Raw genomic sequence first — 14,615 nt, 5'->3', positions numbered from 1 at the left:
AAAGAAATTCCATAAAAAAAGCAATGAAGGCTCTTTCGTGAGCGTATTCATTGCTTTCTCTGACAAATAAGGTAATTTTTACGAGCAGTTTTCCGGCAGCAGCTCCACCAGTGTGCCTGGCGCTTCCTTCAGAGCTGCACAGACCCGTTGAATGTCCTCCAGTGTAATTTCATAAAGCACATCCAGCAGCCGGAAGAAATCCGCCTGATCAAAATAGCTGCGAACATAGGTGATTGCAATATCATCAAAGCTGTTCAGACTGCGCACAGACTGTCCGAAATAGCGGTTTTTCAGCTGATCCAGCAGCTCCTGTGTAATATCGGCACTGCTGATACGGGCGAGCACCGCTTTGACAACCGCAAGAAACGCCTCCTTCTTCGTCGTTTCCGCATAGAACATCACCATGCCGTAGTCCTTTCCCAGATCAACCTCGCTGCCGACATAGTCATTGATGATTCCCTCATCCAGCCATTGCTGAAAATCCGGATTCAATGAACTGAACACAGCATCCAGCATGATTTTGATACACCACTCCGCCTTGGTACGGGCATAGACATCCTCAATACCCTGCAGCTTGCAGGCATACGAAAGCTTCGGCAGGCTGACATCCATAGTGAAGGAAAAGCTTTCCCTCGCGGGCTGTTTCGGCTCCGTATAAGCCAGACGCTTAACACTGGAAATCGGTGCAAATGTCTTTTTCTTCTGATTTTCCTTGATCAGCGCAAGCAGCTTTTTGGGATCCTCCTTGCTGACACCGACCAGAATCATTGATGCCGGATGATAATTCAGTGCATAGCAATCCTGCAGCTGCTGCAGTGTGATGCTGTTTACACTTTCATCATCACCACCGATATCATAGCGAAGCGGGTGCTGCTGATACAGGGAGGAAAAGGTTTCCATAAGCAGTCGGGAATCACTCATTTCCTTATACATATGCAACTCCTGTATGATGATCCCCTTTTCCTTTTCCACGGATTCCTCACTGATATCCAGCTCCTGCACAAAATCCAGAAGCAGATTCAGCGGTTCCTTTACATCGGATGTCGTTGAAAAGTAATATGCTGTTTCTGTATAGGAGGTAAAGGCATTCACACTGGCCCCCATGCGGGAAAACAGCTCCATGACATCACTGTCCCCCATTTCAAACATCTTATGCTCCAGAAAATGAGCAATTCCTGCAGGAAAATGCAATTCCTTCCCCTGTTCATCCACCTGCTTCATATCCATGGCACCAAGCGGTGTCGCCATCATGAAAAGCGATTTTTCATAATCCGGCTTCTGCCAGAGAACAACATGCAGCCCATTCTCCAGAGTTTCCTCTACGTAGCTTTCTCCATAGCGCTTATTCGTGATTGTTTTCATCCGCATCCTCCTTTGTCAGAACAAATGTCATCTTCAGCTCACACGCCTGCATTGCACGAAGAATATCCTCGTGCCTGATAGCCTGAATCCGCTCAATGATATCCTCGGTGTTCCACTGCCGATCCAGTAGCACATTCTGATACTGCAGCGCAATCAGAGAATTCATAGAATCCTTGCTTGCCTTTAATGAATTGACAATCATCTGCTTTGAAACCTCCAGCAGATCTGCTGTAAAATCCCCCTCACAAATACGTTGAAACTGCTTGCGAATCAATGAAATCGTCTTGTCGATATGCTCCTTCTCCACACCGGTGGTGACACCCAGTGCTGCATCATAGGAAATCAGATTGGAGTAAATGGAATAGCAAAGACTGTTTTTCTCACGCACCTCCTGAAACAGCAATGAGGTCGAATATTGTCCAAACATCGCATTTGCAACGCGCAGTGCATAATAATCCGGATCATTGATCGCTGTATTCGTAAACCAGACCATCATAATGCTGCTCTGTGTAATATTCCGGTACTCTGTTTTTCTTTCATCGTGCAGCTGATTCTGTACCTTATAAAAGGTTTTTATTTCCTGCTTACGGGCTACAAAGGGAAGGTATTCTTTGACGAGCTGCTCCATCTGTGCATCATCAAATGCACCGCAGATCAAAATATCGACCACATCCTCCTCCAGCATGCGCTGATATGCAGCCTTCACATCCTCCAGCGTAAGCTGCATCAGTGTCTTTACATCGCCAAGTGCGGATATTCCCAGATAATCCCCTTCTCCGGCAAGCTTCAGTCCCTGTGTGATGGCATATTGTGCGGGATCATCCTCCATACGCTCAATTTTTGCCTTTAAGATACTGCGGGATTCCTCCAAAACATGCTCCTGCAGCAGCGGCTGAAATAAAACCTCCCGCAGAAAGGAAAAAAGTGATTCCAATAGCTGCTGCTTTCCCTGCACATAGCGGGGATTGATGATTTTACTGCGAAGCTCCACAATCTGCGCACTGCCATAGCCGGCTGTTTGTGCATTAAGCGTTGCCCCATACAGCAAATCAAGGTAATCACTCATCTTTTTCTTTGTATCATACGTTTTACATCGATCACACAGCATCAACGCAAGCAGCGAGCGGGATGCCGCCAGCTTGGGCTTTAGCTCACTGCGGAAACGAATGCTGATACCGATATCCTTAAATTTTTCGGTTTTCATAAAATGGAGCTGTACTCCGTTTGTTATCTGCATAATCATACCTCCAGTAGTAGTATGCGCATATTTCATTCAATTACCATGCCTATATGCATCATGGTTCTAATTGTAACACATCTGTCAATGAAAAAAAACTGATCAACTCGATCAGTTTTAGCGTTTTCCTTTATCAAACGGTTCGCCCTCGGCAGCCGGTGCCGCCGAATTCTTCGAAACGAAGGCAAGAACGATCAGCGTTGCGATATACGGCACCATCTTATAGATGTAGGGAGGAATGTTGAGTCCTGCCAGAAACGGAATACCGCTGGAGGTTGCCGCTACGGTCTTCATAAAGCCGAAGAACAGCGCCGCAAAGAAGATGCGAAATGGCTTCCACTGACCGAAGATCAACACGGCCAGCGCCAGGAATCCATACCCTGCAACATCCGCATTAAACACATTGCTTGTAGGAACAACAAAAATCAGTCCACCGATACCGGCCAGAAAGCCGGAAATCAGAGTGCCTGCATAGCGCATTTTGTAAACGCTGATACCTGCAGAATCCGCAGCCTGAGGGAGCTCTCCGCAGGCACGCAGGCGCAGACCGAAACGGGTCTTGTAAATAATCACCCATGCCAGCAACAGAAACAATAGACCGATATAGGTCGTTATGTAGGTGTTCTTAAACAGCAGGTCTCCAATGATCGGAATCGATCCCAGCACAGGAACGGATTCAATACGGAATACATTCTCAAACTGAACCTGCTGTGTCTGCTGGAAGGTCCGGGCGATGAAGATACAGAATGCAGGCGCAAAGGTATTCAGCGCAGTACCGCTGATGACCTGATCCGCCTTCATATGAATTGCCGCAAAGGCGTGAAATAACGAGAAGACGATGCCTGCTGCACCGGCCACAAGCACAGCGCACAGAAGCAACAGCTGCGGTGGCATGGCATGATTGAAGATATGGATGAACCCGATACCGCACAGGGCTCCGATAAGCATGATACCTTCCAGTGCGATATTGATGACACCGCTTCGTTCAGAAAACAGACCGCCCAGTGCTACGACCAGCAGCGGAATGGCGAAAAACCATGTCTGCTGTACCAGAAAGAATATTGTATCCATAGCTTACTCACCTTCCTTTTTCGCTGTGCCCAGCTCTTTTGTTTTCCTGCGCTTCGACAGCCACACCTTAATCATCAAGGACAGTGCAGAGCAGTAGATAATGCAGGAAATAATGATATCAACGATCTGCGGAATAAAACCAAACTGCTGCATGGCATTTCCGCCGACATTCAGATAAGCGATAAACAGTCCCGCAAACAGAACACCGATTGGGTTGGAAAGACCAAGCAATGCTACCGGGATACCGTTGAAGCCCTCGGCAGGAAGAACATCCACAACCTCAATGAATTTGCCCGAGCCACTCAGATACAGCAGCCCGCCGCCGACTCCGGCAAGCGCACCGGCAATGACCATGGAAAGAATGATATTGCGCTTTTCATTGATTCCGGCGTATTTACTTGCGTCCTTATTGAAGCCGCAGGCCTTCATTTCATAGCCGAAGCTTGTCTTATTCAATACAATATATATCAGAATGACAAATAGTATGGCAATAACAAAGCCTCCGTTTGCCGGGGAACCGGTAAAAATCTTATCGAAACCCATTTTCGGTATGACCGCCGTGGAAGCGACCGGCAGGGACTGATTGCGCAGTGCATCAAACAGCACCAGACTGACGGAATAATTCACCAGATACATACCGATGTAATTCATCATGATAGAGGAAATAACCTCATTCACATTCAGATAGGCCTTCATGACACCCGGAATGACCGCCCACAGGCCGCCTGCTATAAAGGCAGCGAGAATTGCCACCAGCCAATGGATACTGCCCGGCAGGAAGGTCCACTTCACGCCGACGTAGACAGCCGCAAAGGCACCTATGATGAACTGCCCCGGGGTTCCGATATTAAACAATCCTGTCTTGAATGCAAACCCGACAGATAAACCGGTCATGATGATCGGCACCGCATAATACAGCACCCTTCCGATTCCCAGCGTACCATCCTCAACCGGACCGGCAAGCAGGGTGCGAAGACCGTCCAGCGCCTCACTGGAATTGGAAATAAAGATAACAACAGCTCCGATGAGTAATCCGATCAGGATCGCGATAGCGGAAGAGCCGAAGTTTTTGAATGCATCACTCTGTAACAGCTTTTTCATATTTTGCCCCCCTCTTTGATCCTGCCATGTATAAACCAAGCTCCTGAATCGTAGTCTTTTGCGGATCCAGCTCTGCGACGATTTCACCCTCATACATGACGAGAATGCGATCCGCAAGATTCATGACCTCATCCAGCTCCAGAGATATCAGAAGGATTGCACGTCCCTCATCCCGTTCCTTGACCAGCTGGGAATGTATGTATTCAATGGCACCGACATCCAGACCGCGGGTCGGCTGAACTGCCAGCAAAAGCTTTGGATCATTTTCGATTTCTCTGGCGATAATTGCCTTCTGCTGATTCCCGCCGCTCATGCTTCTGGCCGTTGTTTTGCTGCCCTGTCCACTGCGGACATCGTATTTCTCAATCAGCTGATCCGAATACCTTGTAATATCCGCAAATTTCAAAAAGCCGTGATTACTGAATTTCTTTGTAAAATACGACTTCAGTACCATGTTGAAGGAAAGTGGATAATCCAGAACCAGACCATAGCGGTGACGATCCTCCGGAATATGTCCAAGACCCTCCAGATTGCGCTTACGGATACTTGTCTTCGTGATATCCTTTTCCCCAAGACGGATGCTGCCTTCCTTGACATCCATCAGACCGCTCAAGGCATAGACCAGCTCCGATTGTCCGTTACCGTCAATTCCGGCAACACAGACGATTTCTCCCTCATGTACCTGAAAGCTCACGTTTTTTACAACGTCCTGATGTCCCTTCTTGGCAACACTCAGATTGCGGACATCCAGCATGACACTCTTTGGCTGCGCCGGCTGCTTCTCCACGTTGAAATTAACCTTGCGGCCAACCATCATCTCCGACAGTTCTTCCTTGCTCGTATCCTTCACATCAATGGTTCCGATGTATTTCCCCTTGCGCAGGACACTGCAGCGATCCGCAACTGCCTTGATTTCATTCAGCTTATGCGTGATAAACAGAATCGATTTTCCTTCCTTTGTCAAATCCTTCATGATGCCCATCAGTTCATCGATTTCCTGCGGCGTCAAAACCGCCGTAGGCTCATCAAAAATCAAAATTTCGTTGTCACGATACAGCATTTTCAAAATTTCCACACGCTGCTGCATACCGACGGTAATCTCACTGGTAATGGCATCCACATCAACATTCAAATGATACTTTTCACTCAAATCGACGACCTTTTTCCTCGCCTCGACCATCGTCAGCAATCCGTTTTTCACATCCTCCGCACCCAGAATGATGTTTTCCAGCACAGTGAAATTATGAACCAGCTTAAAATGCTGATGCACCATTCCGATACCAAGGCGGTTGGCGTCATTGGGATTATTGATACTGACAACTTCCCCATTCATTTTGATACATCCCTTTTCCGGCTGATACATACCGAACAGAACGCTCATGAGGGTGGATTTGCCGGCACCGTTTTCTCCCAGCAAAGCATGGATTTCTCCTTTTTTCAGCTGCAGTGTAATATCATCATTGGCAATAATGCCCGGGAATTCTTTTGTGATATTACACATTTCAATGATGTATTCCATGGTTTCACTCCAATCATATGCCTGTTGAGCATTGTGAAAATAGTATCTGTACTGATACCGCATCTATGCGTACGATTATTTCACTATACCCTTTTCAAGCTTTTGTCCTATTTTATTATACCTTTTTTTCTACCTGTTCGCAAACAGGAAGATGAAAAAAATCAGAAAAGCTGCCTACGATTGTAGACAGCCTTGTCCTGCGTATGATTATGTTATTTGATATAATCCAGTTTTACCTTAGAAGCCTTGATCTGTGTAGGATCCTTGAAGTCTTCATTTGTCTTGATGGTGATTTTGCCTTCTTTGATTTTAGCATACAGTGCATCATATTCCTTCTGTGTGAATTTTTCAAACTTGCTGGTCTTCATTGGCAGACCTACAGAGTCGTCTTTTGCACCAAGAACGATATTTTCTCCACCCGGGAAGGTTTCATCATCGATTGCTTTCAGTTCCTTGGTTACAGAAACAGCCAGCTGCTTGTATGCAGAAGTGATAACTGTGCTGCTTTCGTTGGACTGGTCAACATCGACACCGATTACAAGACCCTTGTTTGCTTCAGCAGCAGCCATAACGGAGTTTCCGATACCACCACCGCAGGAGAAGATCACCTGTGTTCCGTTCTTATACCAGGATGCTGCCTCAGACTGAATTTCAGCACTTGGATTGAAGGTTCCGGTATATTTGTATTTCATTTCGATTTCGACATTCATTTCCTTGGCAGCGTCCTGTGCTCCCTGTACGAAGCCGTAACCGAAGTTTACAACTGCAGGAACAGCGATTCCACCCATGAAGCCAAGTTTTGTCTTGCCTTCCTTAACGATGGCATAACCAGCCATATAGCCGGCTTCGTTTTCAGAATATTTGATACCTACGGTATTCTTTGCAGTTTTGAATTTTGCGTTTTCCTGAGCGCCGTCATTTGGATAACCGTCAATCAGAATGAATTTAACATCCGGATATGTATCCTGCTTTTCATAGATTGATGGTTCAAACAGGTAGCCTGGCGTTACGATAACCTTCGCTTTGTATTTGTTAACAGCCTGATCGATAGCTTCCTTGTAGGCATTGTCTGATTTCTCTGTCGGTTTAATGTACTCAACTTTTTTACCGGTTTCTTCACCATAGGCTTTGACACCTTCCCATGTACCCTGGTTGAATGATTTGTCATCAATGGTACCCACATCGGTAATCATGACAACATCGGCCTTGGATTCAGATGCTTTCCCATCATCCTTCTTCCCTTCATCCTTGCTTCCGCAGGCAGTCAGAGATGCTGCCATCAGCAACGATGCGGCAACGCATAAAAACTTTTTCATTTTTGCATTTCCTCCTTATTGTATGAAGCTTCTTCATTACATATTTATTTTAGCGTTTTTCCTTACGTTTGTAAATGGAATAATCGCATTTTTGCTGGATTTCAGCAAAAATAAAAACGGTTACATTATGTAACCGTCCTCATTCTTCTTCTGCCTGCTCGCTCTTCGCATACACCTCACGCGGCTTACTGCCTCTTGCAGGCCCGATGATGCCATTATCCTCCAGCGTATCGATCAAACGTGCAGCCCGTGCATAGCCGATACTGAATTTACGCTGAATCAAGGATGTACTTGCCTTGCGTGTCGAGATAATAAATTCCTTTACCTCATCATATAATGGGTCACCGGTCTCACTGCTCGTCGGCCCTACACCGCCATCCAGCAGCTCCAGCCGTACAAAGGCGTCGTCGAATTTCGGTTTTCCCTGACGGGATACAAATTCACAGATATCCGCGACCTCATCATCGCTGACAAACACACCCTGCACACGGGTTGCCACAGTTTCACCAACCGGGACATACAGCATATCTCCGTATCCCAAAAGCTTTTCCGCCCCCATCTGATCCAGTATGGTACGGGAATCCACAGCACTGCTGACCGCAAATGCGATACGGGATGGAATATTCGCCTTGATGATCCCGGTGATAACATCCACACTCGGGCGCTGTGTCGCAACGATGAGATGAATGCCCGCAGCACGAGCCAGCTGGGTGATACGCTGAATGCTTGCTTCTACCTCTTTGGCAGCTACCAGCATCAGATCCGCCAGCTCGTCGATAATGACTACAACCCACGGAAGCGGACTCAGCCCCTCTTCCGGATGTGCTTCTATGTGGGCATTATAGCCGGCGATATTCCGTACACCGGCCATAGAGAACAGCTCATAGCGGTTGTCCATCATTGTGACAATGACCTTCAATGCGCGGTTTGCCTCATCCCCATCCGTTATCACCGGTCCCAGCAGATGCGGTATCTCCTTATATGGTGTAAACTCCACCTTCTTCGGGTCGACCAGCAGCAGCTTGACCTCATCCGGTCTGGCGCGCATCAAAATCGAGGTGATGATGGAATTGACACAGACCGACTTTCCACTTCCTGTCGCACCGGCAATCAGTAAATGCGGCATACGGTTCAATTCGCCATAGACACAGTTTCCCATCAGATCCTTACCAAGGGCAAACAGCATCTTACTCTGTGCAAGCTTATCCGGAATATTTTTCATCAGCTCCTTCATGCTGACGCTTGTTTTTTCTACATTCGGAATTTCGATACCGACTGCCGATTTTCCGGGAATTGGTGCCTCGATGCGAATATCCTTGGCAGCAAGTGCCATTTTGATATCGTATTGAAGGTTGCTGATTTTATTGACCCGGACACCGAGATCCGGCTTAACTTCGAATTTTGTGACCGCAGGTCCGATATGGGTAGCCACAAGGGTAGCCTTGACACCAAACTGATCCAGAATTTCAATCAGCTGCCGTCCGGCGTCATTTGCCGCACTCACATTCGCTGTTGAACGGCTTTTTTTACCGGCGTCCTTTAACAGGGTTAAACGTGGCAGCTTGTACTTGCTCCAGTCCTCCTGGAAGCTGGACACAAAGGTATCCTCACCGCCGATGGTATCCTCAATGATTCGCTTGTTTTCCGCTTCCTTAAACGCCCGCTTATCCAGCACATCCGATTCCTCTTCCAGCGCATGCTCCTTATCCGCCAGAAATGCAGTGCTTCTTCCGTCACTTTGAATATCAAAATCATCATCCACATCCAGAAACGACACCTGTCCAGGGCGCACACGCTCATCAATATTGATCTTGCCGAACATGCTTTTCGCTTCCTTCGGCTCCGCCTCCTGCTCTTTCTTCTCCTTTTTCACCTGCTGCTTGCGTTCCCTTCGGGCATCCCCCTTTGCCGCATGGTTCTTACGCATGGAGACAAACGGTGCTACCAGAGAGACTGCGCCCGCCTTCAGCCTTGCAAAGCCGGAGCCGCTCAGCAGCAGGATCAGTGCCAGTATCAGAAGGGCTATGACAATGATCCACGTTCCCTTATAATCAAAAAGAAACGTACATAAAGAAACCAGGAAGGCACCGATCAGGCCTCCCTTGGCTGCAATTTCCCCTCGAAAGATCAGCATGGAATCCTGCAGATAACGCGACAGGATATCCATCCCCTTCAGCGTTTCATTCTGCGGAATGCTGGCTGCTATGATCCAGGCACACAGCAGCACGCCGATGCCGATCAGATATTTCATCGGGACATCCCGTACGGATTTCTTCAGCATCATCATGACACAGAGCACGATGATCACACCATAGATTACCCCATACAGATTTCCAAACACATATTTGATAATGCTCGTCGTCAGTTCTCCGATAAAGCCAATCTGCAAACCTCCGATAATCGACAAGGTAATCAGGACAAGAGAATAAATGTAGACAAGGACTTCATTTTCTACCATCTGCTTCTGTTTCTGCGATTTTCTTGTTTTCGATTTCGCCATAAGCGCCTCCTATCCCTTCTTTTATCGTCCTATATATTGATTTCCAGAATCACCGGCAGCACCATCGGCCGTTTACCGGTTTCCTTTGAAAGATACTTGCTTATTTTCTCACGGGCCTCTCCGCGCACGGTCAGATTGTCATAGCGTTTTTCCTTGACTGCCGTTTCAATGCATTTCTCCATGATATTGCCGACCTCCTTGATGATGTAATCCGCATCCTTCAGGTAGATCAGACCACGCGTCTGCACATCCGGTCCGTTGATAACTTCCTTTGTCTTATGACTGACACCGACACCGATAATCATGACACCGTCCGTGGACAGCACCTCACGATCCTTCAACACCACACCGGTGACATCCCAGTTTTCTTTACCGTCAATCAGGGTATCCTCCAGCTCCAGATGCTCTGCGACACTCTTTAAAATTTTCTCCTCAAACTGGGCAACCTGTCCGTTTTCCAGAATCAGGATACGGTCCGGGGAGTAGCCCATCTTGCTTGCCAGATTGGCATTCACAAACAGGTGACGGTATTCACCCTTGACCGGACTATAATATTTCGGCTGGAACAGATACAGCATCATCTTCAAATCCTCACTGCTTGGATGCATGGACAGCACCGTCTTGGAATCCAGCGTAAAAATTCTGCCGCCTTCCTTGTAAATTTCATTTTCCATGCTGTTCGCATCCAGCTCGGTACCACTGACAATCGGTGATGCGACAATGATTGTATCCGTCTTGCGGAAGCTCACAAACTTATCCTCATGATTGGCGATGTTGGACATTGTACGGAACAGATTCTTTCCATTTCCCGTAATCAGAACTACAACATCCTCCATATCGTCTTTAAAGTCCTTTTCTTTTACTTCCATCTCTCTTGGAACATGGTAGTATTTCACCAGCTCCAGCTGATGGAGCAGCTCGCGCATCCCTTTATCGTGGAAGAATATTTTTCGGTTATATTTCTTCGCCAGCTCGATAATCTCAATAATGCGAAACAGACTTTGTGAGTACGATGAAATGAGGATACGGCTGTGACTCGCTTCAAAAATCGGCTCAATCAGATTGGTGATACGATGCTTTGGTGCCGTATGACCGATGCGGTCTGCGGATTGTGATTCCGAAAGCAGACAGAGCACACCGCGTTTTCCGATATCGCTCAGCTCATTCAGATCACACAAATACTCCTGCTGCAGCATATCGTAATCAATAATGAACTCACCGGTGTAAACGATATAGCCCTGATCCGTTGTGATAGCCAGTCCGAAATTATCCGGAAAGGCATGCGTCATTGGGAAGGTGCGCACCTTCACTCCGCCTATCGTCTGTTTGCTTGCACGTTTCATACGGTGAATCTTAACGTTCTTAATGCCTTCCTTTTTCAGCATATCGTGAATGATGTTTGCCGTCAGATTTCCAGTATACACCGGAACATTGATCTGCTTCAGCAGATACGGCAGAGCCGCTACGACATCATCATGCGCATGCGTGATAAAAATCCCTTTGACCCTGTCCTTGTTTTGAATCAGATAGGAGAAATCCGGTATAATGAATTCCACTCCCAGCTGATCCGATTCCGGATACTTCAATCCGGCTTCAATAATAAATATGGCTTCATTGACTTCGACAACGTACATGTTCTTGCCGTTTTCGTCAAGTCCGCCAAGCGCAAAAATGCGTACTTGATCCATAATCTAAATACCTCCGTTTTTATTGTTATTATGATGATCGTATTTCTATGCAATAAGGAATATTGAACCCCATGATAAACTATTCCTATTATACCATTAGTTCCATGAAAAAAAACAAAAATATGCCCTTCTCATAAGAAAATTACGCCCATACGACCTATTTTATCATATTTTGACAAGAAAAAAAGTGATTTCTCACTTTTATATCTGTTCTCCATCCAGTGAAAATGTTTTGCAGGCCGTAATTTTCACTGAAACGATATCCCCGCTCTGTGCAGTCGTCCGCCTGAAATTCACCAGCTTATTGGTTTCCGTGTACCCGCTGAACACTTCCGGATTCTTCTTGCTTTCACCATCCACCAGTACCTTGACAACACTTCCCAGATATTCCTCGTTCTTTTCACGCGCATACAGGTTCCAGCGCTCATTCAGCTCCTGCAGACGGCGCTGCTTAACCGCTAGCTCAACATTATCCGCCATGGATGCCGCAGGCGTCCCCTCCCGCGGCGAATAGATAAAGGTAAAGGCATTATCAAACCGGCATTCGTCCACCAGAGACAACGTGTTTTGAAACTGCTCCTCTGTTTCATTTGGAAAGCCGACGATGATATCGGTAGAGATCGCACAATATGGAATCCGTTCCTTAATCTTGTGGAATAACGTCAGATACTGTTCTCTGGTATAGCGTCTTCCCATGATTTTCAGGATATCGCTGTCCCCGCTTTGTACCGGCAGATGAATAAACGGCATGATGTTATCATAGCGTGCAATCACATCTATCATCTCATCCGTAAAGTCCCACGGGTGACTCGTCGTGAAGCGGATGCGCTCGATTCCTATCTTTGCCGTTTCCTCCAGCAGTCCTGCGAAACCGCCTTCCATATGCAAATCCTTTCCATAGGAATTGACATTCTGGCCAAGCAGCGTGATTTCCTTGAAGCCCTCTGCTTTCAGAATGCGTACCTCCTCCAGAATATCCTCCATCATACGGGAGCGTTCCTTCCCCCGGGTATATGGCACAATGCAGTATGTACAGAACTTATCGCAACCGTACATGATGTTTACCCATGCCTTATGCTTGCCAAAGCGGCGAACCGGCAGATTTTCAATAACATCCCCCTCTTTGGAAAGCACCTCAACACTGCGATTTCCATTCACCATGACATCATACAGCAGCTCCGGAAGACGGTGAATGTTATGGGTGCCGAAAATCAGATTCACATGACGATACGTTTCCAGCAGCTTGGCAACAACATCCTCCTCCTGTGCCATGCATCCGCACAGTCCAAACAGCAGGTCCGGCTTCTTGCGTTTCAAGCGTTTCAGGGAGCCGATTTCCCCCAGTACCTTATCCTCCGCATTTTTTCGGATAGCGCATGTATTCATCAGAATCAGATCCGCATCCTCGGGATGCTCCACCGCAGTGAAATTCATCTCCTCCAGAATGCCCGCCAGTGTTTCACTGTCCCGTTCATTCGCCTGACAGCCATACGTGCGCAGATAATATTTCTTTCCCTGTCCCAGCAATCGAATCTGCTCCGGTATCTGAAACAGCGATTTCTCAATGACGGCTTCCTTGGTTGTTCTTACCTGGGCATCCTTCAGATTGGGAAGTGCCCATCCCGGTTGTTTTTTCATAATCAAACTCCTATCTATATAAGCCATCCACGATGGCGGACTTACTTAAAAAAACCAAGCTGATTGGCTTGGTTTACTGAGAGATTGCAGAAACTGGACAAGCGCTTACGCATGATCCACAGTCAATACAAGTTCCTTCATCACATACGGATTTACCATCATCGTTCATGCTCAGAGCACCAACCGGGCAAACACCTACACATGCACCACAACCGATGCAAGTATCTACATCTACTTTAACTGCCATTGTTTATTCCTCCTTTACAACCTCCTCTATTATACCATATACCCGTCGCAGTGCAAGCTTTTCACTATGAAAAAGATGTGAATTTTTCTACATCCTTCACAGTTGAATCACACACCGCAGGTAAAGAAAAAGCCGTGAATTACACGGCTTTAGCATTCTGCTTGTTCGGGACGAATCTGGATACGTTCTATGTGTATTGCCTTTCTTGCGGTCTCATCAATACGAACCACGGCACCACACAGAATTCCCGGACCATCCGCTATTTTAAACTTCGTTTTCTCATTCGTTGTAAAGCGTGTCAGTATCTCCTGTACATCCCGCCCCAACACACTGGTATAGGCACCGCACATCCCCAGATCGGTGATGGCCGCTGTTCCGTATACCAGACGCTCGTCTGCCGTCTGAACATGCGTGTGGGTTCCCACAACCGCCTGCACACGTCCGGCAAACTGATAGGTAAAGGCGATCTTCTCGCTGGTTGTTTCCGCATGCAGATCAACCAGATAAATATCCGCATCAATGTCATTCAGGATATCCTCCATGCAGAAGAACGGAGAATCCACAACGTTATTCATCCAGACCTCACCGCAAAGATTGGTGATGGCAACGCGCATGCCGTTGACCTTTACAACAACGGTATGCTGCCCATATTCCAGCGGCTCCATATTGGCTGGGCGAACCATGCGGTCTGCCTCCTCAATAAACTGATAAATATCATTTTTGGAGAAGGTATGATTTCCCATGGTGCATACATCTATGCCCATGGCAAGCAGCTGATGATAAATCTTTCTGGTAATGCCCTTACCATGTGCCGAATTTTCAGCATTGGCAACGACCAAATCGATTTCATACTGCTCCTTCAGCCGCGGAAGCTGCTCCCGCACACACTCTCTTCCAACGGAGCCGACAATATCTCCAAGAAACAGAATATTCATG

At 47.0% G+C, this 14,615-nt stretch carries 11 protein-coding genes; all 11 read right to left on the bottom strand.

Going from position 1 to position 14,615, the window contains the following annotated elements; all coding sequences use genetic code 11:
- Positions 1-78: 78 nt before the first annotated feature.
- A complete protein-coding gene (locus tag G4D54_09620) occupies positions 79-1,362 on the bottom strand; it encodes an insulinase family protein (protein QJA02670.1) in 1,284 nt (427 codons plus the stop codon).
- Positions 1,343-2,599 carry an insulinase family protein gene (locus G4D54_09615; GenBank protein QJA02669.1) on the bottom strand — a complete coding sequence of 419 codons (1,257 nt, stop codon included), beginning with the start codon at positions 2,597-2,599 and terminating at the stop codon, positions 1,343-1,345. Before G4D54_09615 ends, G4D54_09620 begins: the two co-directional genes overlap by 20 nt.
- Before the next feature lie 117 nt (positions 2,600-2,716).
- A complete protein-coding gene (locus G4D54_09610; protein ID QJA02668.1) occupies positions 2,717-3,670 on the bottom strand; it encodes an ABC transporter permease in 954 nt (317 codons plus the stop codon).
- A 3-nt stretch (positions 3,671-3,673) separates the two neighbouring features.
- Positions 3,674-4,771, bottom strand: a complete 1,098-nt coding sequence (locus G4D54_09605) for an ABC transporter permease (protein QJA02667.1) — start codon at positions 4,769-4,771, stop codon at positions 3,674-3,676.
- Positions 4,749-6,290, bottom strand: coding sequence for an ABC transporter ATP-binding protein (locus G4D54_09600; protein ID QJA02666.1), 1,542 nt, complete (start codon positions 6,288-6,290; stop codon positions 4,749-4,751). The genes G4D54_09605 and G4D54_09600 overlap by 23 nt, the downstream gene beginning before the upstream one ends.
- Before the next feature lie 212 nt (positions 6,291-6,502).
- The gene (locus G4D54_09595) at positions 6,503-7,606 is read right to left on the bottom strand and encodes a BMP family ABC transporter substrate-binding protein (protein QJA02665.1); all 1,104 of its coding nucleotides are present in this window, start codon (positions 7,604-7,606) and stop codon (positions 6,503-6,505) included.
- 139 nt (positions 7,607-7,745) lie between these two features.
- The gene (locus G4D54_09590) at positions 7,746-10,106 is read right to left on the bottom strand and encodes a DNA translocase FtsK (GenBank protein ID QJA02664.1); all 2,361 of its coding nucleotides are present in this window, start codon (positions 10,104-10,106) and stop codon (positions 7,746-7,748) included.
- A 29-nt stretch (positions 10,107-10,135) separates the two neighbouring features.
- Entirely contained in the window at positions 10,136-11,794 is a 1,659-nt protein-coding gene (locus G4D54_09585) for a ribonuclease J (GenBank protein ID QJA02663.1), read from the bottom strand.
- A gap of 201 nt (positions 11,795-11,995) precedes the next feature.
- Positions 11,996-13,432 (bottom strand): tRNA (N6-isopentenyl adenosine(37)-C2)-methylthiotransferase MiaB, encoded by a 1,437-nt coding sequence (gene miaB / locus G4D54_09580; GenBank protein QJA02662.1) that lies wholly within the window; start codon positions 13,430-13,432, stop codon positions 11,996-11,998.
- Between the two features lie 73 nt (positions 13,433-13,505).
- Positions 13,506-13,679, bottom strand: coding sequence for a 4Fe-4S binding protein (locus G4D54_09575; GenBank protein ID QJA02661.1), 174 nt, complete (start codon positions 13,677-13,679; stop codon positions 13,506-13,508).
- A gap of 149 nt (positions 13,680-13,828) precedes the next feature.
- Positions 13,829-14,614: a TIGR00282 family metallophosphoesterase gene (locus tag G4D54_09570; protein QJA02660.1), complete on the bottom strand. Its 786-nt coding sequence runs from the start codon at positions 14,612-14,614 to the stop codon at positions 13,829-13,831.
- Between the last annotated feature and the right edge of the window lies 1 nt (position 14,615).

This window comes from [Clostridium] innocuum (assembly GCA_012317185.1).
Taxonomy (GTDB): Bacteria; Bacillota_I; Bacilli_A; order Erysipelotrichales; family Erysipelotrichaceae; genus Clostridium_AQ; species Clostridium_AQ innocuum.
This window is presented reverse-complemented; position numbering and strand designations above follow the sequence as displayed.

Excerpts from the sequence above, each read along its gene's own strand:
- G4D54_09605 (QJA02667.1), bottom strand. The coding sequence starts at position 4,771 with ATGAAAAAGCTGTTACAGAGTGATGCATTCAAAAACTTCGGCTCTTCC.
- G4D54_09610 (QJA02668.1), bottom strand. The coding sequence starts at position 3,670 with ATGGATACAATATTCTTTCTGGTACAGCAGACATGGTTTTTCGCCATT.
- G4D54_09600 (QJA02666.1), bottom strand. The coding sequence starts at position 6,290 with ATGGAATACATCATTGAAATGTGTAATATCACAAAAGAATTCCCGGGC.
- G4D54_09595 (QJA02665.1), bottom strand. The coding sequence starts at position 7,606 with ATGAAAAAGTTTTTATGCGTTGCCGCATCGTTGCTGATGGCAGCATCT.
- G4D54_09620 (QJA02670.1), bottom strand. The coding sequence starts at position 1,362 with ATGAAAACAATCACGAATAAGCGCTATGGAGAAAGCTACGTAGAGGAA.
- G4D54_09570 (QJA02660.1), bottom strand. The coding sequence starts at position 14,614 with ATGAATATTCTGTTTCTTGGAGATATTGTCGGCTCCGTTGGAAGAGAG.
- G4D54_09615 (QJA02669.1), bottom strand. The coding sequence starts at position 2,599 with ATGCAGATAACAAACGGAGTACAGCTCCATTTTATGAAAACCGAAAAA.
- miaB (QJA02662.1), bottom strand. The coding sequence starts at position 13,432 with ATGAAAAAACAACCGGGATGGGCACTTCCCAATCTGAAGGATGCCCAG.
- G4D54_09590 (QJA02664.1), bottom strand. The coding sequence starts at position 10,106 with ATGGCGAAATCGAAAACAAGAAAATCGCAGAAACAGAAGCAGATGGTA.
- G4D54_09585 (QJA02663.1), bottom strand. The coding sequence starts at position 11,794 with ATGGATCAAGTACGCATTTTTGCGCTTGGCGGACTTGACGAAAACGGC.
- G4D54_09575 (QJA02661.1), bottom strand. The coding sequence starts at position 13,679 with ATGGCAGTTAAAGTAGATGTAGATACTTGCATCGGTTGTGGTGCATGT.